Source organism: Streptomyces sp. NPDC042100 (assembly GCF_055582325.1).
This window is the reverse complement of sequence record NZ_JBVJDK010000006.1, coordinates 147,578-172,123: the sequence shown is the minus strand read 5'-3', so window position 1 is coordinate 172,123 and position 24,546 is coordinate 147,578. Positions and strand designations below refer to the sequence as shown.

The following is a 24,546-nucleotide window of genomic DNA, read 5'->3' as shown; positions in this document are numbered from 1 at the left end:
TCCGGGGAGACCCATCACCAGAGGAACACCCTCGATGAACGAATCCACAACCCGGAAACGTAGGCGCAAGGCCTCACCCGGTCCTCCAGCGGAGCAAGTTGGGGCGGAAGCAGTACTTCCGCCGTACCCGCCTCCGAAGGGGCGGGAAAGGACCTGCTCCAAGGGCGCAGGTCCTGGAGGCATCGACCGAGGGCGGATCGAAGCCGTGGGAAGCACAGCAGAAGCCGAAGCCTTGCCGTCGCGCGTACCGAACCCGCGAATGCTCGCGTCAGCCGCTCGCGAAGAGAAGCAACCCTCAGGGGCGCCCCCAGCTCAATCGACCGTCCGCACGCCTCGCTTGTCAGCGGCGCGCATCCTGAGCCAGCAACGAAAGCGCCTCCTCCCACCGGAAGCGGTCCGCTCCCCCACCCGCCTTCGGCCGGTGCGGCTCGTATGACCCCACCAGCACGCCCATCTCCCGCAGCTGCTCCAGGTTCCGGCCGTACGCCGGATGCGCGGCCATGGCTGCATTCACGTATGGCAGCACGACCGTCGGGATGCCCATCCCGTACGCCTCGCACAGGATGCCCAGCGCGAGGGTGTCGGCGATGCCGCCGGCCCACTTGTTGATCGTGTTGAAGGTGGCTGGCGCGACGGCGATGGCGTCGGCGGGCGGAAGCGGGCGCGCGTCGCCCGGCCTGCGCCAGGCCGATCGGATCGGGTAGCCCGTCTGGGCCTCGACCGCCTCGGCGTCGAGGAAGCCGAGGCCCTGTGGTGTGGCTACGACGCCGACGCCCCAGCCCTGCTCCTGCGCGGCGGTGATCAGCTTGTGGGCGTCGCCAGCGATGCCGGCGGCGCAGACGACGACGTACAGGAACGGCTGTGCGGTCACGCGGGGACTCCCAGTCGGCGGCTGAAGTGGTGGAGCTCGGGCAGCGTACGTCGCCGATCGCGGGCGGCCATGTCGGCGACCAGGTCACGGACGGCGGGACGGCGTACGTCCTGGGCGGCGCAGGTCTCGGCGATGCGGAGGGCCTGGTAGCCCTCGGCGAGGCGGCCCTGCTGGTTGTAGGCGCGGGCGGCCTCGACCCACAGCGCTGCCCGGCGTTCGGGGACGGGGATGTGGCGGCGCATGAGGGGCGCGGCGGTGTTCAGGGCGATGCCGGCGTCGCCGAAGGCCACGGAGGCGCTCACCGCGTGGAGGGCGACGTTCGTGGGGCTGAAGTTGGCCCAGGCGTCGGGGCGGTCGAGTGCGACGTAGCGGGCGATGTCCCGGGCCTCGTCGAGGAATTCGCGGGTGGCGGCACGGTCGCCGGCCGTGCTGGCGGCAGTCACGCCTCGCAGGAGAAGGAGTCCTACTGCCGCGAGGTAGCGCGGGGAGCGTTGGTCGTATGAGCCTGCGAGCTGTCCTGCGGTGTGCCGGACCAGGTTGACGGCCTCGGCGGTGTGCTTCTCGCGGGTCAGGACGTGGGCGTGGACGCGGACGCTGGAGGCGAGAACGACGGGGTCGCCACAGCGTTCTGCTTCGGCCATGGCACGACCCACGGCGAGCCAGGCGTTGCCGTGGTCGCCCTGCTTGAGCAGCAGGCTCGTGGAGGTCTGGTAGGCGGTAGCGAGGAGCCCGGCCATCGCCGCGTCACCGTGGTGATCGCCGCCCGCAGCTTCGCGCAGGTCGGCGATGAGGCTGGGAAGAGTTGCCTCCAGCGCTGCGTAGTCGCAGGTGTAGAAGAGGCGCCGAGCCACGGCGATCCGTGATTCCAGGGACTCCTTATCCATGCCGTCCACTCGGGCGGAAGCCGTGCGTGGGCCGGGGAGGAGTGCACGGACGAGGTCGTCGTGGGCAGCCGTGGCAGGTGCGGTGGGAGCCGCGAGGGACGCGATGCTCGCGGCGAGGAAGGTGCGGCGGCGCATGTCTTCTGTCTCGGGATCGTCTGTCGGTTCTAGGGACGGGCCGGGGCCGCTCAGGCCGAGGAGGTGGAGTGGGATGCCGAGTTCGGCAGCAACGGCGCGTAAGACCCGGGTGTCCTCCGTGCCCCGTCCGCTCTCCAGGCGGCTGATCTTCGACTGGTGGTAGCCGAGCGCGGTGGCGACGTCCGCCTGCGAGCGACTGGTGCGCAGGCGAGCGCGTTTGATCGTCTCGCCGATCTCCTCGGCTTCGGTCTTCACGTCTGCCATCCATGCCCTTCCGTCCGCGTCGAGCATGCCCCTCCGGACGCAGCGTAGGCGAGTCGCACGAAGGCTTCATGCAGCTTCTGCATGAACGATGCAGTACGGGCACAGGCCGTCGCGAAGTGTGCTGGCGGCGCTGTTCCTTGGGGTGGTCGATCCGACTTCTGGAGGCCGCTCGTGGAAGCGCACCAGCTCATCTTCTCCCTCCCGCCGATTCCGGCGGCTGTGCCCGTGGCACGACGCCAGATGCGGGAGGCCATAGCCGCCTGGCCGGCGGTGCCCGCGGCGTCGGAGGCCGTCCACACGGCCGAGCTGGTCGTCAGCGAGCTCGTCACGAACGCGGTCCGTTACGCCGGTCATCAGCCGATCAGTGTCGTAGCCCAGCTCTCCGAGGCGGTTCTCCGGGTGGAGGTCAGCGACGCGAGCCCCACTCTGCCAACGGCCGCGCTGCCGGACGAGGACAGCGAGGGCGGACGCGGGCTCTTCCTGGTCGGCGTACTCGCGGACCGCTTCGGTACGGCGCCGACAGGCTCTGGCAAGTGCTGCTGGGCCGAGATCGACGTCGCTGGCGCATCCCCGACCAGATCCGCCTCCGTCTTGTCTGTTCCCACGCAGAGGAGTTGTACGTGAGTACCAGCGTCCCCGCCGTTACGTCCCAGGTGATCGCGATCCGGCCCGGCCGGCCCCTCGCCGGTGCCGTGACGGTCGACGGTTCGAAGAACGCCGCGCTCCCGCTCATCGCGGCTGCCGCAGCTCTCCTTCGCCCCGTACGTCTCGACAACGTCCCCGCCAGCTCCGACGTCCAGACCCTGCTGGACCTGCTGCGGCAGGCGGGATGGAACACCGCCCATTCGGTCGGTGACAGCCGCACCGTCCTCGTCCTCCCCGGCGAGGCGGCCCCGAAGGCCAACGGGCTCGACGAGGACGCTTCCAGCATCCGGGCCTCGTACTACCTCGTCCCCGCCCTGATCGCCCTGTGCGGTCGAGCCGGGCTCCCCTGGCCCGGCGGTTGCCGGATCGGCGACCGCGGGATGGAGCAGCACTTCAAGGTGTACGAAGCCTTCGGCGACCGCGTCCGCGTGGACGATCGCGGGTACGTGGTCGAAGCCGGCAAGGCGGTCCCTGGCACGGTGTCGCTGGCCCTGCCGTTCCGCTCGCGCGGGGCGACGATCGCCGCGGTCCTGCGTGCCGTGGTCGCAGGTGCGCCACTGCGGCTCGGGCAGCCGAACCTCTCCCCGGAGGTCCTCTGCGTTCTGGACGCTCTGACGGCCGTGGGGTACGCGTACCGTGCGGGCGAGCGCGTCCTCACGCTCGCCCCGCCATCTTCGGTCTCAGGGGACGCGCCCGTCTGGAAGGTGCCGGGAGACAAGATCGAGGCCGGAACCCTGGCCTGTGCCGTGGCCGCCACCGGCGGCACCGCGCGGATCGAGGGCGTCCACGGATCTGACATCGGTCCGCTGATCGCGGCGCTGAACCGGATGGGCATCCCCACGGCCGAGGAGACCGAGGCGCTGGCCGTCCACGGTCGGGACACTCAGCCGACCGGTCGGCCCCTCCGGGCCATGGCCACCCTCGCCCCCAACGGCCTCGACGCCGACTTCGAACCACCGCTGCTCGGGCTCGCCCTGGGCTTCCCCGGCACGCACCTGTTCTCGGACCCGATCAACCCCGGGCGCCACAGCAACCTCATCCCCCAGCTCGTCCGCATGGGCGGGGAGATCACCGAACTGTCCTCGACCGAATGCCGCTTCACCGGCCCCCAGAGGCTGACGGGTGCCGGAGTGGAGGCGACCGACATCCGCACGGGTTCCGCGCTGATGGTCGCCGGCCTCACTGCCCGTGGCGTCACCACGCTCGGCGGGGTCGACCAGATCCGCCGCGGCCACGCCGACCTGCCCGGCAAGCTCCTCGCCCTCGGCGCCGACATCTGCGAGGTCACCCCATGACCGCAGCCAGACGCCTCCACCAAATCATCGCTACCACCGACTTCCACTCGGCCTTCGATGACGCCGTACCGATGCTCACGCACCTGCACGCCAGAAGGCACGACAGCCTCGTCGTCGACTGCGGGGACTTCTTCGAGGGCACGGGCTACTACCGGCTCGGCCAGGGCCGCATCGAGCGGGACGTCCTGGTCCGCCTCTACGACGCCGTCGTCCCTGGCAACCACGGCTGGGTCCACCACTTCGAGCCCGACCTCCATGGCATCACGGTGTGCGCGAACGCCGTGGACGCCGAGACCGGCAATCCTCTCTTCCGTCCGGCCCGCCTCGTGAAAGTCGGCACCCGCCGCGTCGCCGTCACGGGCGTCATCGGTCCCCAGGCGTTCAACGCCATCCCCGCCGACCAGCGCGCCGGACACCGTGTCACCGAAACGGTCCAGGCACTGCGCGAGCTGATGCTGACCCATCACCACCAGGCCGACTCCTGGGTGGTGCTCAGCCACTCCGGGTTCGACGAGGATCTCAAGCTGGCTGCTGCCTGCCCGTTCCTGGATGTCGTCTTCGCCGGGCACTGTCACAGCGAGCGGCCGGGGCCGGTGCCCGTGGGAGACACGCTCGTTCTCAAGGGGCGTGAACTCGCGGCCGGGTACGCGCTGGCCGAGCCCGTGGGCGCCGGCTGGGCAGCCCGGGTGGACTCCTTCCCGCCTACAGCGGAACTCCCCCGAGAACTCGCCCCCGTACGGGAGGCCATCGACGCCATCCGCGAGGAGCTGCGCACGCCGCTTGGTCCGCTCCGGGCCCCGTACGCGAACGGCCTGCTCGACCGTCGCGCCCTGCTCACCGACGTCGCCGGCCGCCTCCACAACGGTCTGGGCGCCGAAGCCGTCCTGCTGAACGAGACCGCGCTTCGGTCTCCCCGGCTGGGGACCGTACTCACGCAGGGCGACCTCCTGGCCATCGAGCCCTTCGACAACCAGCTCGTACACGCCCACGTGCCGGAGCGCTTCCTCACAGACCCGGCGGTCCTCCTCGCCCACCTCACTGCGCAGACGGGCCCGGTCGTGTCCGCGCCCCGTCCCTTGCCCGACCGCCTGCCGACTGTGCTGACCACCGGCTATCTCGCCGACGCGTACCTCGGAGGCCGTACCCGGCAGGCCGGCATCCGTCTCAGCCAGGCCGTGCAGCGCACGCTCACCGATGGAGAATCCCGATGATCCTCACCGGCCCCGAGATCGCCCAGGCCACGGCCGACGGCCGCATCCGCATCTCCCCGTTCGAGCCGACGCAGGTGAACCCGAACAGCTACAACGTCCGTCTCGGCGGGACCCTGCTCACGTACACCGCACACACCCTGGACGCCCACCGGCCGAACGCCACCGAGTCGATCGAGATCGGTCCGGACGGCTTCGAGCTCCAACCCGGCCAGCTCTACCTCGGCCACACGATCGAGGAGGTCGGCTCGGACACCTTCGTGCCCCTGCTCTTCGGCCGCTCCTCGGTCGGCCGCCTCGGCCTGTTCGTCGAGATCACCGCGCCCATCGGGGACATCGGTTTCCACGGCCAGTGGACGCTCATGCTCTCCCCGATCCGGCCGCTGCGCGTGTACCCGGGCATGCGGATCGGCCAGATCATGTTCTTCGTTTCGGTCGGTCCGGTGGCGCTCTACGCGGGCAAGTACCAGTCGTCCGCCGGCCCACAGCCCTCCGCGTACTGGCGGGACCTCGCCGCCCTCGGGGCGGTGGCCTCGTGATCCTCACCGGCCCCGCCATCGCCTCAGCCAGAGCCGCTGGCGAGATCACCATCGAGCCGTACGAGCCGCGGAGGATCTCCCCCAACGCCTACGACTGGCGTCTCGGCGACACCCTGCGCTTCCACGACGGCTCCCTGGACGCGGCGAGGCCGACCGACTTCCAGGAGGCGCCGATCCCCGAGTCCGGGTACGTGCTGCGGCCGGAGGTCCTCTACCTGGGGACGACGTACGAGCGGACCGGCTCGGAGGCGTACGCGCAGTTCCTCAACGGTGACCGGACGATCGGGGCGCTCGGCATCTGGGTCCACGTCTCCGCTCCCCTCGGGCACCAGGGCCACGCCATTCGCTGGACCCTGGAGATCCGAGCGAGCCGACCGGTCCGGGTCTACCCGCGCATGACCTTCGGGAAGCTGGTCTTCCTCCAGGCCCTCGGCGCCACTGCCAGCTACCAGAACCACGGCCTCAAATACCGGGCCAGCCAGGGCATCGAAACGTCCCGCCTCTACGAGGAGAACCCGGGAGGCCCCGCGTGAACCCCACCGTCGTCACCGCCCTCGACCTGCCGTTCCCGAGCCCTGGCGGAAGCGTCGAGCTCTTCCTGGACCTGTACACCGGCCGCGTTCCCCTCCTGCCCGCCCGCGCCTTCATGCTCGCGCCCGAGCGCAGGGGGCTGCGGCCGCCCATGCCGGCGGGTCTGGAGCTGGTGCAGGCTCCGGGAAAGTGCCTGACCGGTTACGCCTTCCGCCGCTACGTCGCCACCCTCCAGCGGGCCCTGGTCGAGGCGGTAGATCCGGATGACGCCGGAGTCCTGCATCTGCAGCACCTGGCCTTCGGCGCCACGCCGGCCCTGCTCAGAGCCTTCCCGAAACGCCCTCGGATCGCCCTGGTCCACGGGACCGACCTCCTCTTCGCCGAAACGCACCCCGAACAGTTGGCCACCCTGCGCGAGGCAGCCTGGGCCGCCGACGCGATCGTGGTGCCGACCGGCGCAATGGCGGACCGACTACTCCTCCTCGCCCCCGATACCCGACGCCGCAAGATCGAGAAGATCCCCTGGGGCATCCCCGACCACCTCATCGCCACCCCTCCCCCACGGCGCCGGAACCAGCCCTCCAGCCACCTGCGGATCCTGTACGCCGGCCGCCTCACCCCCGAGAAGGGCTTCGACACCCTCCTCTCAGCCCTCCCCCTCACCCAGTCTGCCGAGCTGTCCATCGCCGCACCCCGAGCTGAATTCCACGCCCTTCGCCCCCGCCTCCACCAGCGCGGGGTACACGTCCACTACCTCGGCTGGCTACGCCGACCACAGCTCTGGAGGACCTTCGCCGACCACGACGTCCTAGTGATGCCCTCCACGACACTGGAGGCCATGGGCCTCGTGGCGCTCGAAGCCCAGGCATGCGGGCTTCCCGTCCTCTACCAACCCGTTCCCGGTCTCACCGAGGCACTGGGAGGCGCCGGTCTCGCCACCGACTTCGCCGACCCGCACGCCGTCGCCCGGGAACTCGACCGCCTCCGCACCAGCCCCGGCCTCCTGCCGGCGCTCCGCGCGGCCGGCGCCACCAACGCGACCCGCTTCCCTCTGAGCGCCACCGCCAAAGCCCTCGCCGACCTCGGCAGGCGACTCGCCTGATCACCCGTGGCGCACCCCCACGAGGTCTGGCCGTCTCACTACGATCGGAACACCATGACGCTCGACATCCCGCGCATTGAGCAGCTCCTCCAGGACGGCGTCCGCGACCGGGTCTACCCGGGAGCCGTCTGGGCCGTCGGCAACGCCTCCGGCACGACGGCGAGCGGGGCGGTCGGCCTCCTCGACCCGACCCGACCCGACGAGCCGATGCGGCTCGACACCGTCTTCGACATCGCCAGCCTCACCAAGATCGTCGCCGTGTGGGCCGTCATCGGCGCCCTCGTCGAAGAGGGCAAGCTCCAGCTCCACACCCCGCTCGGTACCTTCTGGCCCGAGGTCACCGGCCACCCGCTCGCGCAGGTCACCACCCACGAGCTCCTGACCCACACCGCCGGCCTGCCTCTGCGCGCCAACCTCAAGAACCTGTACGGCACCGACCCCCAGGACATCCGCGACGGCGTCCTCCATGAGGCCCTCCATCGCGCCCCCAGCGAGGCCGTCGAGTACACCGACCGAGCTGCCCTGATCCTCGGCTACCTGGCCGAGTACCTCGCTGGTCAGCCCCTCGACCAACTGGCCACAAGCCGAATCTGGGACCCCCTCGGCATGACCGAGACCCGCTTCGCCCCTCTGCCTGCGGACATGATCGCCCGCTGCGCCCCCACCGAACTCGACGAGGAAACCGGCACTCACCTCAAAGGCACCGCCCACGACTTCTCCGCCCGCCTCCTCGGCGGCACCTGCGGCATCGCCGGCACCTTCTCCACCCTCGCCGACCTCGGCCGCTTCCTGCGCCACATGCTCAACCCGGCCCAAGCCGCGTTCGGCCCGGCCTGGATCAGCGACTCCCTCCGCACTCGCACCGGCGAACTGGCACCCGCCCGCGGCCTCTTCTGGCACCCCGCACCTGGCACCGAGCTGCGGGAAGACATCTGGGTCCACTACGGCTTCACCGGCACCGCTATGTGGATCAGTCCAGCCCAACGCCTCTGGGCCGTCCTCCTGACCAACAAGCTCTTCCTCTCTCGCGATCGGGAACCGTTGGCCTCTATCCGAGGCGCCTTCCGATCGGCTGCCTTCTCCTGACCCTGCCAACAGCTGTGCGGCGGACCAGATCGGGGCTGTACATCGGAGTTGGCGTCGGCTCTGTGCCCAGCGTGCATCCTGTTTCTGCGCGTGACCCGCAGGGTTCCGCGCTGGATCTACACGCCGCTCGACTCAGGCACCAGCTCCGCCATCACGGTCTGCGGCAGCGACGGGTTGGCGGCAGCCGCCTCCACCACTCGCCAGTCGTCGTCGGCAAGCAGTTCGACGATGACCCGCGGCGGCAGGGCCGGGTGCCCGGCAGCTATCGGCCGTGCCTGTCTGTCTGCCAAGCACGCGAGAAGTGCCGGGCTCGTCGCAGCGCGGTGCCGGGCGACCTCGCGCAGTGCCTTCTGAACCGGCGGTACGTGTCTGGTCAGGTCCTCAAGCAGCGCCGGCGACGCATCCGGGTTTGCCGCCACCTTGGCGACGACCCGGACTCCATGGCGGTCGACCATGGTCCGCAGCTGATCCTCCGAGAGGCCCGGGTGCGGCGCGATGGACTTGACCACCTTCGCGTCGAGGTCGGCGGCCAGCACGTCGCGGATCTCGGGTGGCAGATCGCGCCGCTCGGCCAGGAGCATCCGCACCACCGGATTCGACGACCTCGACAGCTCCTCGACCTCGACGGGAGAAGCAGCGGCAATACGCGGCAGCAGAGCCGAACCGATCTTGACAGTGGCGGCCAGGCCGGCGAGGACGTCGAGCGGCACACGGACGTTGTGCGCGAGTCTGCGCTGTACGTCGTGGCCACGGTCTGCAGCCAGCACCCTGATCAGGGCGTCGTCGATCGTAGGGTTCTCCGCGAGTTCGGCTCGAACGCTGGGAACGGAATCACCGGCGAGCCTCACCCCCACCAGCGGCGGCAGATCTGGGCGGGCGGCGAGCCGACAACGCAGCAGCGTCGACCGGTGCTCGACGAACCGGAGAAGAGCCTCGACAGGCGTGGCGGGGTTCCGCAGTGCCTGCTCCGCCATCTCATGGACGGTGGACTCGTGGGAGCCGTCGCATGAGGCACCAGGCCACAGTTCGCAGTCGAGCCGAGGGCACTGCGGATCGTGTACGAAGGGCGTCTCCTCGGTGTCGCAGACCAGGCACCGCTCTGCCGGAGGCAGCCCCTCGCCAGTGATCAGCATCGCAAGCACCTCTGGTGGCGTCGCCTCGTTGGCCGCCACCGCGCGGCGGACCTCAGCATGCGGATGCCACGCAAGTCGGGCGGCCACGTCCGCCGTCGTCCACAACGCGAGTTCCGCGACGACCCGGACGTCCGGGTCGGCGGCAAGCGTCTCCTGCACTTCGGCCGGAAGTCCGGGGCAGGCAGCTAGCTTCTCCCGGCGCTCGACGTCCAAGTCCTCGGCGAAGAGTCGTGCCCACTCCAGGTCGCCAGAGTGCTCGCCGAGCAGGGCGAGCGCGGCTTGCGGCTGTGTGACAGGGTCGACGTCTGCGGCGGTCAGCCGGCCCTCGTACGCAAGTCGCACAGCGCTCTCTTCGACCCGCGCGGCCAGGTCGACCGCCTGCTCATGGCTGAGGTCCGGGCGACTGGCTAGGCCCTCGGCGATGTCCGCGTCCGCGACCGCGATCAGGCGCCCGACCAACTCGAAGGGCAGGGCCGCATTGACGGCGAGCCCGCACAGTGCATGGTTCACAGGAAGACATACTGCCCGGACCGTGGTCGAACGTCCGGTCGATTTCGACGTCGACAAGCTGGCGCCACCGGCCTCAAGGGCTTCACATGGCTGTTGGGTAGCACCAGCCGACTGTCCAACCGAGATTGCCGTACCCCCTGCCCACTGACACAGGGGCACTCCCTCAAACTAGACGGGCGCGAGGTCGTTCAGAGCACCACGGAGTGCCGTGCCAGCACCAGGTGCTGCCGCAGCCACTTTCCTCAGGTCTTCACCGGTCAAGTACCTGTAGCTCTGGGGCGGATGGAATGGTCCGGAGGCCCGAAGGGCGGCCAACGGTACGGGGTCCTCGAAGATAATCGGCTCTTCGAGTGACAAACCGCTGGCCCGGGTCGCGCCGCTCATGTACTCGTCGTACTCGCGTCGGCTGATTCCAGCGCTCGCACGGCTGGCCGACCAGACCTCGCGGGGGGAAGCGACCTGCACGGAGGCGATCCGCGCCATGCCCACGATGGCCATCGTGGGCGCGGTCGCATAGAGGAGTACCGGGGTTCCAGGTGGGGCGGCGACGCGTTGACGGCGCACTTCGACCGTCTTGGTCCCGGCCAGGATCGCCGTGGCGAACCGAGGGTGGACGGACAGCAGCATCGCGCGCTCCGGATCGCTCACGTCTTTCGGTGCCCCTCTTCGTACACGGCCTGGAACAGCGTGCTACTGATCTTCGATAGCGACATCAGCGACAACGGTAGCCCCAGCCCCTTGGCCAACGCGGACAATCGCGAATGCGTCACCTGTACGGGAAAGATCTCCGTGTCCGAGAACCTCAACGCCATGACCTTGCCCGCTGGTTCGGCTTTCGCCCGCACTTCGGCACGACCATATACGCCCAGGTGTTCGAATCGCGAGAAGAGGGTGTCAGGATCGCCGACGACCACCTCGTCCAGCCGCGAACAGCCGATCACCATCTTGCCCTGCTGCCCGGCGGTCCCTCCGCTGACGTACCAAAGGATCCGGCCAGGGACGCTCTCCCCGCGGCGACCGGCAGACCGGTAGTAGACGTGCTCACGGCTGATGCCGATCACGTCGTCACGCGGCACGAGCATGGCCGGCACGTTGAACAGCTCCGTGGACCAGCGGGGCTGTACGGGAGCGATGAAGGAAGGCAGAGCCGTGTCGATGAGCTTTGCCGGCCACCACACTCGCTCGGCCACGCTCGCGATCTCAGGCGACACCTGAGCCGGCAGGCGCGGTGTCGTACGCCCGACGCGTGCCGCGATGGCTCCTGCCGCCTCGGAGACGGCCTCGGCCGGTCCGCACAGGTCGACGATGAGGGCCGTGAAGCCGCTCTCGCCCTCGGTGAATCCGTCGGCGCCCGCAGCTGACATGGCAGCCTGGGAGAGGTACGGATCGACGATGCGGACGACCTGCGCGCCTCGTTCCCGCCCCAGCCGCTTCAGCATGAAGAACAGCTGCCGGGCAAGCGTCTCCTCCAGTGGGTGTGCCGCGGTCCGCAGGAAGGCGACGTTCAATGTACGGCCGTCCAGGGCCCAGGCGTACAGGGCGGCCGGATGTCCGTCACCGTCCCGGAGCAGCTCCCTTCGCCACAACACTCCGTCGGTGCCAAGGGCCTTCAGCCTTTCCGCGAAGGCGGTACCGCTGTCGCCGTCGGCCTGCTCGAAGAAGGCGACCAGCTCCCCTTCGCTTCCGGACGCGACCTCCTCGGCGGAGAACGCCGTGCCCATGAGATCCGCCGGGCGATAGACCTGGGCTTGGCGGAGTTCGTCCACATGAAGGGTCACCATGGCCGGCGAGACGACCCTGACGCGTGCTACTTCCCAGGCGATGTCGGCCAGCCGCTCCAGCTCAGGATCACGCGTCACCAGCACTTGCAGACCCGCACAGGACGTCTCGGCCACGTACCGCAGTCGGGCACGTAGCGTGCCGTCGATCGGCGCTTCCGGCAGTTCCTTGCTGACTGCCGTGGCCAACTCCTGCTGGCGGGCCGATACCGCGGCCGCATCGGGAGACGCGGAGCGAAGCCGGGAAAGACCGTTGCGTTGATGCTTCCTCTCTTCGCGGTTCTCGATCTCCCGCACGTCGAGGAGGAGCTGCGGTGTGTACGTGAGCTCGATCAGGTCTGCGAGCCATCCGGCCTCAAGGGCCCTCGACTCCTCGACAGCCCGCTCGGCACCCGTGCCGCGAAGCCCGGAGAAGACGCTGTAGTCGACCGTCACGATCAGCAGGGCGTCGCTCTGTGCCTCGGTGAACAGATCCTCGTGACCGAGGTCAAGCCACCAGGTATCGAGGGTCTCCTGATCACCACCCCGTCCGAGCCCCTCGCCCTTCGGTACGAAGCCGAGACCGCTCCACATGGAACTGAGCCCATAGTCCCGGCGGCATCTGGCCCGGATGCCGAGCCGGTGTCCTTGACGACGGCGAAGCTCCGCGATCAAGAGCCCAGCGATCCCGTTCCCTCGGCGTTCCTCTGCCACACACAGATGCACGAGACGCACGTACTGGCTACGCTTGGGCAACCCGAAAAGCGCGTAGCCGACGAGCTCGTCCCCCTCCAGCGCGACCAGCAGCCCACCGTCGTCCGCGTACTTTCGGTAAGCGGGTGGCGTGAGCAGGCCCAGACGCTTCGTGTACCGGTCGCCCAGGGCGATGGCGGCACTGAGTAGGTCCGGCTGCTCTCCCGTCACTGGCAGCACTTTGATCGCCATCTGCATCCCCTCCGGTTCGATCACCGCCCCAAGCGCATACTGCCTAAACCGGAGCGGCCAAGCCGCTGATTGATCAGAACCGGCTAGTGGCGGGAGACCTACGGTGCGGGACTCGTCACCACCCTCCAACTGGTATGGGCCCGTCAGATGAGTGGTGGGGTTCGTTCTCGGCTGCATACTGGTCCCCGATGACGAAAGTGCTCGCGCATTCGGGGCATTCGGCGTGGCCGAACAGCCAGGTGATCCCCTCTGCCAACTGGGCAAAGCCGAGGTCACGGGCTGTTTCGTGCATCCATGCAGCCAAGCCGTCAAGGTCGCTCGGGTCGGCTTGCTGGAGAGGGCGGCGGCGGATGTCTCCCTGGTCCCAGTCGCGATGGGCCGAGTAGCGGCCGTAGATACCGATCGCGATGGTGACGCTGAGGTGGCAGTGAGGGCAGCCGACCTCGTAGAAGCCGTCTTCGAAGTCGTACTCGGCCAGGCTCCACACGCTCGCCCCGGCGAATGCGAGATGAGCGCGGAAGAGGGCCATCGCGGTCGCCGTTGGCAGGTCATTGTCGTTGAGGCGCTGGGAGACCATCTGTTTCAATTCGACGATCACCGGAGCCAAGGTCCTGATGAGGTCGTCAGCGCCGTGGTCCTGATGGATCCCCGCCATGATCGCTCCGGCCAGGTCCAACGCCCGGTCCACGGCAGTCGTCTCACCGGCGCGGGCGATATCCCGAAGGTACGGGAGTGCGGCAAAGCTCGCTGCCGAGACTGCAAGCCCCTCGGTAGCCAGGAGGTGCCAGAGCTCTTGCCATGCCTCCTCATCGCTGGACGGCGATCGCAGAACCCGCTCGAGAACGGGCGGAACCTCGTCATATGGTCCGCGCCCGTACCTCGGCAACCGCCACTCGATCATCCGCCGATTCAAGCATGGGGCCGCGGCAGCGAGGATACGTAGCGGACCTGTGGGCGTTCAGCAGGTCTCGTCGAACTTCACTGCGGTCAAGGCGACAGGCTGGCCGTCGAGCTTGGTGCCGGCAGTCGGCTCCTGGGTGCAGACCTGCCAGTTGGACTCCATGAGGACCATTCGGCCCGCGGGGGATGCATCGGTGACTGTGAGACTCGTGGATGCGTCGAGGGCCTGGCGGGCGACCTTGACGGACTTCCCGCTGAAGTCAGGCACGGTATTTGCGGTCTCCGGCCGGCTCGCGCCCTGATCCTTGCCGGGGCAGTCCTTCCCGCCAATGGCGACAGGGCACGAGTGGCTGACGAGCTCCGCCACCACCTCTCGGTCGTGGAAGGGTCCTGACTCCCCCCACCGGGGGGCAGGACGGTCACGGTGTTCGTCGCGCCCGGCCGACCCCCGGTCCTGACACTCCATCAGAACGAGCGTCAAATGAGCGTCACGAGCGTCATCTCAGCGTCAAGATATCGCCCGTAACGCCCACACGGCACATACCGCGCACCCACAAAACCCCAGCTCACGCGTCCTTCTTCACCGGCTCCAGAATCGCCACGCACTCCACATGGTGCGTCATCGGGAACAGGTCGAACGCCCGCAGCGTCCGCACCCGGTAGCCGCCCTCGCGGAAGTAGCCGAGGTCGCGGGCCAGGGCCGCCGGGTCGCAGGCGACGTAGGCGATGCGGCGGGCGCCCAGCTTGGCGAGGTGCTGGACGGTCTGCTTGCCGGCGCCGGCGCGGGGCGGGTCCAGGACGATCAGGTCGACCTCGGTGATGCCCGTGCGCGGCAGGACCGACTCGACCTTGCCCTGTTCGATGCGGACGCGCGGGAAGTCGGCCAGGTTGTGGCGGGCGTCCTCGACGGCGCGCTTGCCGGACTCGATGCCGAGGACCGCGCCCTGGTCGCCGACGCGGTCGGCGAGGGCGCCCGCGAAGAGGCCGACGCCGCAGTAGAGGTCCAGGGCGGTCTCGCCCTTGCGGGGCGTCAGGCCCTGCATCACGGCGAGCATCAGGGTCTGCGCGGCCTTCGGGTGGACCTGCCAGAAGCCGCCGCTGCCGACGCGGTAGGTGCGCTCGTCGGCGCGCTCGCGGACGAAGCCCCGGCCGTGCACGCGGTGGACGCCGCCGTCCTTCTCGTCGACGCGCAGCACGGAGGCCGGCTTGTCGAGCTCGACGAGGGGGAGGCGGGCGCCGGGGCGCGGGGTGAGGATGACCTGGCGGTCGTGGGAGCCCGAGGCGGCGATGGCCTCGACCGAGGCCATGCCCTCCCAGGTGCGCTTCTCGACGCCCAGCTCGGAGACGCCCTCGGCGGCGATCATGCAGTGGTCGACGACCTCGACCTCGTGCGAGCGGTGCTTGCGCAGCCCCGCGTGGCCGTCGGCGTCGATCGCGTACTGGACGCGGGTGCGCCACTTCGGGACCTCGCCCGCGGGCAGCTTGTCGCCGTCGGCGGGGACGACCGTGCCGTCCCAGCCGGCCTCCTCGGGGGTCAGGCCCGCGAGCCGCTGGAGCTGCTCGGCGAGCACCTCGCCCTTGAGGCGGCGCTGGGCGCCCGGCTTGGCGTGCTGCCAGTCGCAGCCGCCGCACTTGCCGGGGCCGGCGAAGGGGCAGGGCGCCTCGATGCGGTCCTTGGACGGGTCCAGGATCTCGACCGCGTCGGCGCGCAGGAAGCGGGAGGTCTCCTCGCCCTCGGTGATCCGGACGCGGACCCGCTCGCCGGGCAGGGCGTGGCGGACGAAGAGGACGCGGCCCGCGTCCGTGCGGGCGATGCAGTGACCACCGTGGGCGACCGGGCCGACCTCGACCTCGTACTCTTCCCCGACCAGCGAAGCAACGGGCACGTTCTGCATGACGGGGGGACTCCAAGAGACGAGAGCGGTGGGCTGCCGTTCGGGACGGCAGCCCACCAGTCTAGTTGCTCTTTTCGGCCGGAACCTTCGCGGCACCCTTCTCGACCGGTCCGCGTCGGACCGCTCCGGGGGCGTTCCAGTCCTGGCGCTTGCGGGCCCGCTTCTTGGCGGCCTCGGAGGACTGGAGCTGGTACGGGACCGAGGTCACCATCACACCCGGCGTGAAGAGCAGCCGGCCCTTGAGGCGCAGGGCGCTCTGGTTGTGCAGGATGTGCTCGTACCAGTGGCCGACCACGTACTCGGGGATGTAGACCGCGACGGCGTCCCGCGGGCTCTCCTTCCGCAGGTTCTTGACGTAGTCGATGACCGGGCGGGTGATCTCGCGGAACGGGGAGTCGAGGATCTTCAGCGGCACGTTGATGCCGCGCCGCTCCCACTCCTCCTTCAGCGCCTTGGTCTCGGCCGGGTCGACGTTGACGGTGAGCGCCTCCAGCTCGTTGGCGTGCATGAGCTTGGCGTACGCGAGAGCGCGCAGCGTGGGCTTGTGCAGCTTGGAGACGAGCACGACGGACCGGACCCGGGAGGGGCGGACGTATTCGTCGGGGCGCTCCTCGGCGGCGGCGATCTCGGCGGCCACGGAGTCGTAGTGGCGGCGGATCGCGGTCATCGTCACGTAGAAGATCACCATGCCGAGCAGGGCGACCCAGGCGCCGTGGGTGAACTTGGTGGCGAGGACGACGACGAGGACGAGGCCCGTGAAGAAGGCGCCGAAGGTGTTGATCGCGCGGGAGCGGATCATGTGGCGGCGCTTGGCGGGGTCCTTCTCGGTGCGCAGGTGCCGGTTCCAGTGCCGGACCATGCCGATCTGGCTGAGGGTGAAGGAGACGAAGACGCCGACGATGTAGAGCTGGATCAGCCGGGTCGAGTCGGCCCCGTAGATCACCACGAGCAGGGCCGCGGCGCCGGCCAGCAGCACGATGCCGTTGGAGAAGGCGAGGCGGTCGCCGCGGGTGTGCAGCTGGCGGGGCAGGTAGCGGTCCTGGGCGAGGATCGAGCCGAGGAGCGGGAAGCCGTTGTACGCCGTGTTGGCGGCCAGGAAGAGGACGAGCGCGGTCGCGGCGGCGAGCAGCACGAAGAAGAACGTTCCGTGGCCGAAGACGGCGGCGGCGACCTGCGAGATGACCGGGTCCTGGACGTAGCCCTCGCCGACGGGCACGCCGTTGAGCAGCAGGTCCTGGGCGGGCTTCTCGGCCATCCGGACGTTGGTGGCCATGGCCAGGAAGATGATGCCGCAGAACATGGTGACGGCGAGGCCGCCCATGAGCGCGAGGGTGCTGGCCGCGTTCTTCGACTTGGGCTTGCGGAAGGCGGGCACGCCGTTGGAGATGGCCTCGACGCCGGTGAGGGCGGCACAGCCGGAGGAGAAGGCGCGCAGCAGCAGGAAGACCAGGGCGAATCCGGCCAGTCCCTGGTGCTCGGGCTTGATCTCCAGGTCGGCGGTGGGGGCGGCCATGGTGTCGCCGAGGACGAGACCGCGCCAGGCGCCCCAGATGATCATGGCGAAGACGCCGAAGACGAAGACGTACGTCGGGATGGCGAAGAGGCCGCCGGACTCCTTGACGCCGCGCAGGTTCATCAGGGTGAGCAGCACGATCACCGCGACGGCGGCGAGGACCTTGTGCTCGACGACGAAGGGGACGGCGGAGCCGAGGTTCTCGATGCCGGAGGAGATCGAGACGGCGACGGTGAGGACGTAGTCGACGAGCAGGGCACTCGCGACGGTCAGTCCCGCCTTGGGCCCGAGGTTGGTGGTGGCGACCTCGTAGTCGCCGCCGCCGCTCGGGTACGCGTGCACGTTCTGCCGGTAGGAGGCCACGACCGTGAACATCAGGACCACGACGGCCAGGGCGATCCACGGACTGAAGTGGTAGGCCGACAGGCCCGCGATCGAGAGGACCAGGAGGACCTCGCCCGGGGCGTACGCCACCGAGGACAGCGGGTCGGAGGCGAAGACGGGGAGGGCGATGCGCTTCGGGAGGAGAGTCTCGCCGAGCTTGTCGCTGCGCAGGGCCCGCCCGATCAGGATCCGTTTGGGCACGTCGGTCAGTTTGGACACGCAGAGGATCGTAAGCGTTCGAAAAGAGCCACGCCGACCACCACCCCCGATCGGCACGGAATCTCTCTGGATACCACCTCAAGGGAGAGCTGGGCAGATGCCGTGTCCCGTGGTGACACGCCCCTGACGCGGTCTTGACGCATTCCTAACGAGGGCTGCGTGAGGTCCCCGTCTTCGTTGCCGCATAAGCTCGGACCGGACAGTGCGTACGCACGCGTCCGCCCTCGGTCCGGGCCAGTCGGGCCGGGCCGGCCGAGCCGCCCCGAGGGGGCGGCGCGGGACGGCATGGGACCGTATGGACCCGTATGGACTGACCGTACGGGCCCTAGGGGACCGCCTACGTGGCCGAAAAGTGCGGCCGAGTACATGGCCGACCAGGCCAGGAAAGTTGTGAGAAGCGTGTTTTCGCAGGTCAGCAGGGCGATCAGGAGTGCGGGGTAAGGGGACGTGCACATCGTCATCATGGGCTGCGGGCGCGTGGGAGCCGCTCTCGCGCAGACCCTGGAGCAGCAGGGCCACACCGTCGCGGTCGTGGACCAGGACCCGACGGCCTTCCGGCGTCTGGGCTCGAGCTTCGGCGGCCGTCGCGTCACGGGCGTGGGCTTCGACCAGGACACGCTCCGCGAGGCGGGGATCGAGGAGGCCGGTGCCTTCGCCGCGGTGAGCAGCGGTGACAACTCGAACATCATCGCCGCGCGGGTCGCGCGCGAGATGTTCGGCATCGAGAACGTCGCCGCCCGGATCTACGACCCTCGGCGTGCCGAGGTCTACCAGCGCCTGGGCATCCCGACCGTCGCGACGGTCCGCTGGACCGCCGACCAGATGCTGCGGCGGCTGCTGCCGTCGGGCGCCGAGCCGCTGTGGCGTGACCCGAGCGGCGGAGTACAGCTCGCCGAGGTGCACACCTCCCCCGCGTGGATCGGCCACAAGGTCAGCCGGCTCCAGGAGGAGACCGGGGTGCGCGTGGCATTTCTCACCCGGCTGGGCGAAGCGATTCTGCCGACCTCGCAGACGGTGCTGCAGGAGGGCGACCTCGTGCACGTGATGATGCGGACGGACGAGATCGACAAGGTCGAGGCGGCCTTCGCCGAGGGTCCCGAGGAGGGCGGTCACTGATGCGTGTCGCTATTGCAGGCGCGGGCGCCGTGGGCCGTTCCATCGCGGGCGAGCTCCTGGAGAACGGGCACGAGGTCCTCCTCATCGACAAGGCGCCGACCGCCATCTCGGTGGAGCGGGTGCCGCAGGCGGAGTGGCTGCTGGCCGACGCCTGCGAGATCACCTCGCTCGACGAGGCGGCCCTGCAGCGCTGCAACGTCGTCATCGCGGCGACCGGCGACGACAAGGTGAACCTGGTCGTCTCGCTGCTCGCGAAGACCGAGTACGGCGTGCCGCGCGTGGTCGCCCGGGTCAACAACCCGAAGAACGAGTGGCTGTTCAACGAGGCGTGGGGCGTGGACGTCGCCGTCTCGACGCCGCGCCTGATGTCGGCCCTGGTCGAGGAGGCGGTGAGCGTCGGCGACCTGGTCCGGCTGCTGCGCTTCAGCCACGGCGACGCCAACCTGGTGGAGCTGACCCTGCCGCCGGAGTCCGCGATCGCGGGCACCGCGGTGGGTGACGTGGCCTGGCCGCAGGACACCTCGCTGGTCACGATCATCCGCGGCTCGCGGGTCCTCACGCCGAGCCCGGAGGAGACCCTGGAGGCGGGCGACGAGCTGCTGTTCGTGGCCACCCAGGCGCGCGAGGAGCAGTTGGAGGACCTGCTGTCGGTCCGCCGCGGTCCGAACGACTAGGGCCTGTCGTCACGAGCCGGGTCCCTGACGAGGGACACCGCCGTACGGGAAGGGGCCCGGGACCTGTGACAGGTCCCGGGCCCCTTCCCGTACGCGCGGATACGTACGCGCGCTTCGCTCACGCCTCGGGACGCCCCTGGGCGGCGGCCTGGCGGGCTGCTTCCTCGGCCTTCGCGGCCTTCTCCGCCTTCTCGGCCTTCTCGGCCCGCTCCTCGGCCTCCATCTCGGCGAAGACGTCGATCGGCGGCGGCGCCTTGGCGAGGAACACCCAGGTCAGATAGACCGCGAGCAGGAACGGCGGGATCTTCAGGGCGACCAGGACCCAGCCGAGCTGGGTGGTGTCGGCCCACCAGTACAGCGGGAAGAGGATCGCGCACTTGCCGAGCAGGATCAGGCCCCAGGCCCAGCTGGCCTTGGCGTACGCCTTCTTGCGGCCGGGGTTGCGGGTGCGCCAGGAGAGGTTCTCCTTGAAGACCGGGCCCAGGATGACGCCGATCAGCGGCACGCCGGCGAGGGTCGTGACGATGTACGCGAGGGCGAGGCCCAGCGTGTAGAGCATGCCCGGCAGGTAGAAGTCCTTGGCATTGCCGGTCATCATCGCGAAGACCACGCCGAAGGCGACGCCGAAGACGCCGCTGAAGGCGTGCTTGACGGTGTCGCGGCGGATCAGCCGGACGGCGACGAGGACGAGCGAGACCGCGAGGGCGGCGATGGCCGAGGAGCGCAGGTCCTTGTTGATCGTGTAGATCGTGACGAAGAGGAGGCCCGGCAGGACCGTCTCCACCATGCCGCGCACTCCGCCGAACGCCTCGAAGAGGGCCGCCTCGGTCACGGCCTTGTCGGCCTGGGCGTCCTGGTCGGGCGTGGGCTTCTCGGTGGTCGGCTTGTCGACTGACCTCACCGGCTACTCCTGTCCGAGCGGTCGCAGCTCGTATTTGGGGTTGAAGAGGACCCGCCGGCCGTGGCTCATGGAGATCCGGCCGGAGGCGATCAGCTTGCGTCCCGGCTCGATGCCCACGATGGAACGGCGGCCCAGCCACACGACGTCCAGCGGCGCCGTGCCGTCGAACAGCTCGGCCTCCAGCGCGGGCACACCGGCCCTCGGACGCAGGGTGACCGTCCGCAACGTACCAGTCACCTTGACTATCTGGCGGTCGGAGCAGTCGCAGATGCGCGTGCAGCCCGACGCGACGGAGTCCTCCTGGAGCTCCACCGACTCCAGCTCCTCCTGAGAGGTGGACAGGCGGTCGAGCATCCGGCGGAAGCGCCCGGCCGGCTTCTCAGTACGGGGTGCAGCACTCATACAGAAAGCGTACCGGCCGCCGCCGACACCGAACTCAGTGTTCGAAGCGGTAACCCATGCCCGGTTCGGTGACGAAGTGCCGCGGGTGCGAGGGGTCCTGCTCCAGCTTGCGCCGCAGCTGTGCCATGTAGACCCGGAGATAGTTGGTCTCGGTGCCGTACGAGGGTCCCCAGACCTCCTGGAGGAGCTGCTTCTGACTGACCAGGCGCCCGCTGTTGCGGACCAGGACCTCCAGGAGGTGCCACTCGGTCGGGGTGAGCCGTACGTCCTTGCCGTCGCGGTGCACCTTCTTGGCGGCCAGGTCGACGGTGAAGTCCTGCGTCTCGACGACCACGACGCCGTCCTCGCCGCCTCCGACGGGCTCGGCCCTGCGGACGGCGGCGCGCAGCCGGGCCAGCAGCTCGTCCATGCCGAAGGGCTTGGTGACGTAGTCGTCGGCGCCCGCGTCGAGCGCCTCGACCTTCTCGTCGGAGGTCTGCCGGGCGGAGAGCACCAGGATCGGCACCCGGGTCCAGCCGCGCAGGCCCTTGATGACCTCGACGCCGTCCATGTCGGGCAGCCCGAGGTCGAGGACGACGACGTCGGGGTGGCGCTCGGCGGCGAGCCGGAGTGCGGTGGCGCCGTCGGGGGCGGCGTCGACCTCGTACTTGCGCGCCTTGAGGTTGATCACCAGGGCGCGGACGATCTGAGGCTCGTCGTCGACCACAAGGACCCGGGTCATGAAGGGGTGCCTTCCTTGTCGTTGCTACGGGGCAGGGTGCGGGAGTGGGGAGGGTGCGGGGATGCGGGGTACGGGATACGGGGCGGGGTACGGCGAGCGTAAGGGCGTGGCGGGGTGGCGGGCGCGCCGGTCAGGTCATGATGTGCGCCGGCATCGGCGGGGCGGCGGTGTCGGGGGGCAGGGGTCCGACGGTCCTGAGGGTGAGGACCATGGTCAGGCCGCCGCCCGGGGTGTCCTCGGCGGTGATGGTGCCGCCCATGGCCTCCACGAAGCCGCGGGCGACCGCGAGGCCGAGGCCCACGCCGGCTCCGCGCGGGGCGTCGCCGAAGCGCTGGAAGGGCTCGAATATGCCGTCCTTGGCCTCGTCGGGGACGCCGGGGCCGCGGTCCGTCACGCGCACTTCGAGGCGCTCGCCGAGGACGCTGGCGCCGACCGCGACGGGGATGCCGTCGGGGCTGTACTTGACGGCGTTCTCGACGATGTTGGCGACGGCCCGCTCCAGGAGTCCCCGGTCGACGGCGACCATGGGCAGGGTCTCCGGGATGTCGAGCTCGACGCTGCCGTCGGGGACGCCGCCGAGGGCCATCGGCACCACCTCGTCGAGGTCGGTGGCGCGGATGAGCGGGGTGACCGTGCCGGTCTGGAGCCGGGACATGTCGAGGAGGTTGCCGACCAGGTGGTCGAGGCGGTCGGCACCGTCCTCGATGCCCTCCAGGAGCAGGGCCTGGTCCTCCTCGGACCACTCGACGTCGTCGGAGCGGAGCGAGGTCACGGAGGCCTTGATGCCGGCGAGCGGGGTGCGCAGGTCGTGGCTGACGGCGGCCAGCAGGGAGGTGCGGATCTTGTTGCCCTCGGCCAGCTTGCGGGCCTCCTCGGCCTGGTCGAGCAGGCGCTGGCGGTCCAGGACGACGACCGCCTGGGCGGCGAAGGCGCCGAGCACCCGGCGGTCCTCGGCGGGCAGCACCCGGCCGCTGAGCGCGAGCGCCAGGTGGTCGCCGACGGGCATGTCGACGTCCGCGTCCTCGGGCCGGGACACCGGCCGCCCGCCGACGCTCGCCGCGCAGGTCCAGGGTTCGAGGTCGCCCGCCCGTTCGAGCAGGGCGACGGACTCCATGGAGAAGGTCTCGCGGACCCGCTGCAACAGCGCCTCCAGGCTGGTCTCACCGCGCAGCACGCTGCCGGCGAGGTACGAGAGCACCTCGGACTCCGCGCGCAGCCGGGCCGCCTGGTGGGTGCGGCGGGCGGCCAGGTCGACGACGGAGGCCACGGCGACGCCGACCCCGAAGAAGACGGCGATGGCGACGATGTTCTTCGGGTCGGCGACGGTCAGCCGGTGCAGCGGCGGGGTGAAGAACCAGTTGAGCAGCATCGACCCGTACGCCGCCGAGGCGAGCGCCGGAAGCAGCCCGCCGAGCAGCGCGGCGGCCACGGTCAGGGCCAGGAAGAGCAGCATGTCGTTGGCGAGCCCGAGGTCCGCGTCGGCGTGGGTGAGCAGCAGGGTGAGCAGCGCGGGCCCGCCGATGCCGACGACCCAGCCCCAGACGAGCCGGGCGCGCCCGAGCCGGGCGCCGCGGGCGACGGGCAGCCCGCGGCCCTTGGCTGCTCCCTCGTGGGTGACGATGTGGACGTCGAGGTCGGGCCCGGAGTCCCGGGCGACGGTCTGGCCGACCCCGGGTCCGAGGACGTACTGCCAGGAGCGGCGGCGGCTGGAGCCGAGGACGATCTGGGTGGCGTTGACGCCCCGCGCGAAGGACAGCAGCGCGGCGGGGATGTCGTCGCCTATGACGTGGTGGAAGGTGCCGCCCAGGTCCTCCGCCAGGGTCCGCTGGACGGCGAGCTCCTTCGGGGAGGCGGAGGTGAGGCCGTCGCTGCGGGAGATGTAGACGGCCAGCACCTCGCCGCCCGCGCCCTTCTCCGCGAGCCGCGCGGCCCGCCGGATCAGGGTGCGGCCTTCCGGGCCTCCGGTGAGCCCGACGACGATCCGCTCCCGGGCCTGCCAGGTGGACTGGATGTTGTGCTCGCCGCGGTACTGGCGCAGGTACTCGTCGACCCGGTCGGCGGTCCACAGCAGGGCCAGCTCCCGCAGCGCGGTCAGGTTGCCGGGCCGGAAGTAGTTCGACAGGGCCGCGTCGACCTTGTCCGGCTTGTACACGTTGCCGTGCGCCATCCGCCGCCGCAGCGCCTGCGGCGACATGTCGACCAGCTCTATCTGGTCCGCCCGCCGCACCACCTCGTCCGGCACCGTCTCCCGCTGCCGGACCCCCGTGATCGACTCGACCACGTCGCCCAGCGACTCCAGGTGCTGGATGTTCACCGTCGATACGACGTCGACACCAGCCGCCAGCAGCTCCTCGACGTCCTGCCACCGCTTGGGGTTGCGGGAGCCGGGCACGTTGGTGTGAGCGAGCTCGTCGACCAGCGCGACCACCGGTCTGCGCGCGAGGACCGCGTCGATGTCCATCTCCGGGAACACCGCGCCCCGGTACTCGATCTCCCGGCGCGGCACCTGCTCCAGACCGCGCAGCATCACCTCCGTACGCGGCCGGTCGTGGTGCTCCACGAACGCCACCACGCAGTCCGTACCCCGCTCCACCCGCCGGTGCCCCTCGGAGAGCATCGCGTACGTCTTGCCGACGCCCGGCGCCGCACCGAGGTAGATCCGAAGCTTGCCGCGTCCCATGGCTCGACTTTACGTCCAGCCAAACGGACATTCCGCACGAGTGTGGGAGGTCAGAGCTGTCTTGACGTGATCCTGACGGCCTCATGGCACCCCGCACCGGGCCCTCACCTGGGCCAGGACCGATCAGGACCAGCCCGCCCGGGTCCGGAACCGGCCCGCCCAGGTCCGGAACCGGCCCGCCCAAGTCCCGGGCCGGCCCATCCAGGTCCCGGCCCGGCCCGCCCAAGCCCCGGACC

General features: G+C 70.0%; 22 protein-coding genes. 9 read left to right on the top strand and 13 right to left on the bottom strand.

The window, feature by feature from the left end:
- Positions 1-340: 340 nt before the first annotated feature.
- Positions 341-871, bottom strand: a complete 531-nt coding sequence (locus ACZ6J5_RS15585) for a flavoprotein (RefSeq protein ID WP_469391629.1) — start codon at positions 869-871, stop codon at positions 341-343.
- Positions 868-2,154 carry a helix-turn-helix domain-containing protein gene (locus ACZ6J5_RS15580; protein ID WP_469391627.1) on the bottom strand — a complete coding sequence of 429 codons (1,287 nt, stop codon included), beginning with the start codon at positions 2,152-2,154 and terminating at the stop codon, positions 868-870. Before ACZ6J5_RS15580 ends, ACZ6J5_RS15585 begins: the two co-directional genes overlap by 4 nt.
- Before the next feature lie 171 nt (positions 2,155-2,325).
- On the opposite strand from ACZ6J5_RS15580, the gene ACZ6J5_RS15575 reads away from it, so the two are divergent.
- The 7 genes from ACZ6J5_RS15575 to ACZ6J5_RS15545 are packed head-to-tail and all read left to right on the top strand — an operon-like array spanning position 2,326 to position 8,560.
- The gene (locus ACZ6J5_RS15575; protein ID WP_469391625.1) at positions 2,326-2,778 is read left to right on the top strand and encodes an ATP-binding protein; all 453 of its coding nucleotides are present in this window, start codon (positions 2,326-2,328) and stop codon (positions 2,776-2,778) included.
- Positions 2,775-4,094 carry a UDP-N-acetylglucosamine 1-carboxyvinyltransferase gene (locus ACZ6J5_RS15570; RefSeq protein WP_388068431.1) on the top strand — a complete coding sequence of 440 codons (1,320 nt, stop codon included), beginning with the start codon at positions 2,775-2,777 and terminating at the stop codon, positions 4,092-4,094. Before ACZ6J5_RS15575 ends, ACZ6J5_RS15570 begins: the two co-directional genes overlap by 4 nt.
- Positions 4,091-5,305 (top strand): metallophosphoesterase, encoded by a 1,215-nt coding sequence (locus ACZ6J5_RS15565; RefSeq protein ID WP_469391623.1) that lies wholly within the window; start codon positions 4,091-4,093, stop codon positions 5,303-5,305. The genes ACZ6J5_RS15570 and ACZ6J5_RS15565 overlap by 4 nt, the downstream gene beginning before the upstream one ends.
- Complete coding sequence (gene dcd / locus ACZ6J5_RS15560) at positions 5,302-5,841, top strand: dCTP deaminase (RefSeq protein WP_469391621.1); 540 nt, start codon at positions 5,302-5,304, stop codon at positions 5,839-5,841. The genes ACZ6J5_RS15565 and dcd overlap by 4 nt, the downstream gene beginning before the upstream one ends.
- On the top strand, positions 5,838-6,374 hold the full coding sequence (locus ACZ6J5_RS15555; protein ID WP_469391619.1) for a dCTP deaminase: 537 nt from the start codon (positions 5,838-5,840) through the stop codon (positions 6,372-6,374). The genes dcd and ACZ6J5_RS15555 overlap by 4 nt, the downstream gene beginning before the upstream one ends.
- The gene (locus ACZ6J5_RS15550) at positions 6,371-7,474 is read left to right on the top strand and encodes a glycosyltransferase family 4 protein (protein WP_469391617.1); all 1,104 of its coding nucleotides are present in this window, start codon (positions 6,371-6,373) and stop codon (positions 7,472-7,474) included. The genes ACZ6J5_RS15555 and ACZ6J5_RS15550 overlap by 4 nt, the downstream gene beginning before the upstream one ends.
- Positions 7,475-7,528: 54 nt before the next feature.
- Positions 7,529-8,560, top strand: coding sequence for a serine hydrolase domain-containing protein (locus ACZ6J5_RS15545; protein ID WP_469391616.1), 1,032 nt, complete (start codon positions 7,529-7,531; stop codon positions 8,558-8,560).
- A 116-nt stretch (positions 8,561-8,676) separates the two neighbouring features.
- On the opposite strand, the gene ACZ6J5_RS15540 is transcribed toward ACZ6J5_RS15545, so the two are convergent.
- The 7 genes from ACZ6J5_RS15540 to ACZ6J5_RS15510 form a co-directional block, all read right to left on the bottom strand.
- On the bottom strand, positions 8,677-10,203 hold the full coding sequence (locus tag ACZ6J5_RS15540; RefSeq protein ID WP_469391614.1) for a hypothetical protein: 1,527 nt from the start codon (positions 10,201-10,203) through the stop codon (positions 8,677-8,679).
- A gap of 168 nt (positions 10,204-10,371) precedes the next feature.
- Entirely contained in the window at positions 10,372-10,851 is a 480-nt protein-coding gene (locus tag ACZ6J5_RS15535) for an ASCH domain-containing protein (RefSeq protein WP_391817173.1), read from the bottom strand.
- Positions 10,848-12,929 carry a GNAT family N-acetyltransferase gene (locus tag ACZ6J5_RS15530; protein WP_469391612.1) on the bottom strand — a complete coding sequence of 694 codons (2,082 nt, stop codon included), beginning with the start codon at positions 12,927-12,929 and terminating at the stop codon, positions 10,848-10,850. Before ACZ6J5_RS15530 ends, ACZ6J5_RS15535 begins: the two co-directional genes overlap by 4 nt.
- A 91-nt stretch (positions 12,930-13,020) precedes the next feature.
- Positions 13,021-13,806 carry a hypothetical protein gene (locus tag ACZ6J5_RS15525; protein ID WP_469391610.1) on the bottom strand — a complete coding sequence of 262 codons (786 nt, stop codon included), beginning with the start codon at positions 13,804-13,806 and terminating at the stop codon, positions 13,021-13,023.
- Between the two features lie 57 nt (positions 13,807-13,863).
- Positions 13,864-14,172, bottom strand: coding sequence for a PASTA domain-containing protein (locus tag ACZ6J5_RS15520; protein WP_469391608.1), 309 nt, complete (start codon positions 14,170-14,172; stop codon positions 13,864-13,866).
- A gap of 199 nt (positions 14,173-14,371) precedes the next feature.
- Entirely contained in the window at positions 14,372-15,700 is a 1,329-nt protein-coding gene (locus ACZ6J5_RS15515) for a class I SAM-dependent RNA methyltransferase (RefSeq protein ID WP_469391606.1), read from the bottom strand.
- 61 nt (positions 15,701-15,761) lie between these two features.
- Entirely contained in the window at positions 15,762-17,816 is a 2,055-nt protein-coding gene (locus ACZ6J5_RS15510) for an APC family permease (protein WP_469391604.1), read from the bottom strand.
- 447 nt (positions 17,817-18,263) lie between these two features.
- On the opposite strand from ACZ6J5_RS15510, the gene ACZ6J5_RS15505 reads away from it, so the two are divergent.
- Together ACZ6J5_RS15505 and ACZ6J5_RS15500 are read left to right on the top strand one after the other, a co-directional pair.
- Positions 18,264-18,932: a potassium channel family protein gene (locus ACZ6J5_RS15505; RefSeq protein ID WP_469391602.1), complete on the top strand. Its 669-nt coding sequence runs from the start codon at positions 18,264-18,266 to the stop codon at positions 18,930-18,932.
- Positions 18,932-19,606, top strand: a complete 675-nt coding sequence (locus ACZ6J5_RS15500) for a potassium channel family protein (protein WP_469391600.1) — start codon at positions 18,932-18,934, stop codon at positions 19,604-19,606. The genes ACZ6J5_RS15505 and ACZ6J5_RS15500 overlap by 1 nt, the downstream gene beginning before the upstream one ends.
- A 118-nt stretch (positions 19,607-19,724) precedes the next feature.
- Here ACZ6J5_RS15500 and ACZ6J5_RS15495 read toward each other — a convergent pair whose 3' ends face one another.
- The 4 genes from ACZ6J5_RS15495 to ACZ6J5_RS15480 all read right to left on the bottom strand — a co-directional run bounded on the left by ACZ6J5_RS15495 (position 19,725) and on the right by ACZ6J5_RS15480 (position 24,310).
- Entirely contained in the window at positions 19,725-20,507 is a 783-nt protein-coding gene (locus ACZ6J5_RS15495; protein WP_469391598.1) for a DUF3159 domain-containing protein, read from the bottom strand.
- Between the two features lie 3 nt (positions 20,508-20,510).
- Entirely contained in the window at positions 20,511-20,909 is a 399-nt protein-coding gene (locus ACZ6J5_RS15490) for an OB-fold nucleic acid binding domain-containing protein (RefSeq protein WP_469391596.1), read from the bottom strand.
- 34 nt (positions 20,910-20,943) lie between these two features.
- Positions 20,944-21,630: a response regulator gene (locus ACZ6J5_RS15485; protein ID WP_469391594.1), complete on the bottom strand. Its 687-nt coding sequence runs from the start codon at positions 21,628-21,630 to the stop codon at positions 20,944-20,946.
- A gap of 130 nt (positions 21,631-21,760) precedes the next feature.
- Positions 21,761-24,310, bottom strand: coding sequence for a DUF4118 domain-containing protein (locus tag ACZ6J5_RS15480; protein WP_469391592.1), 2,550 nt, complete (start codon positions 24,308-24,310; stop codon positions 21,761-21,763).
- Between the last annotated feature and the right edge of the window lie 236 nt (positions 24,311-24,546).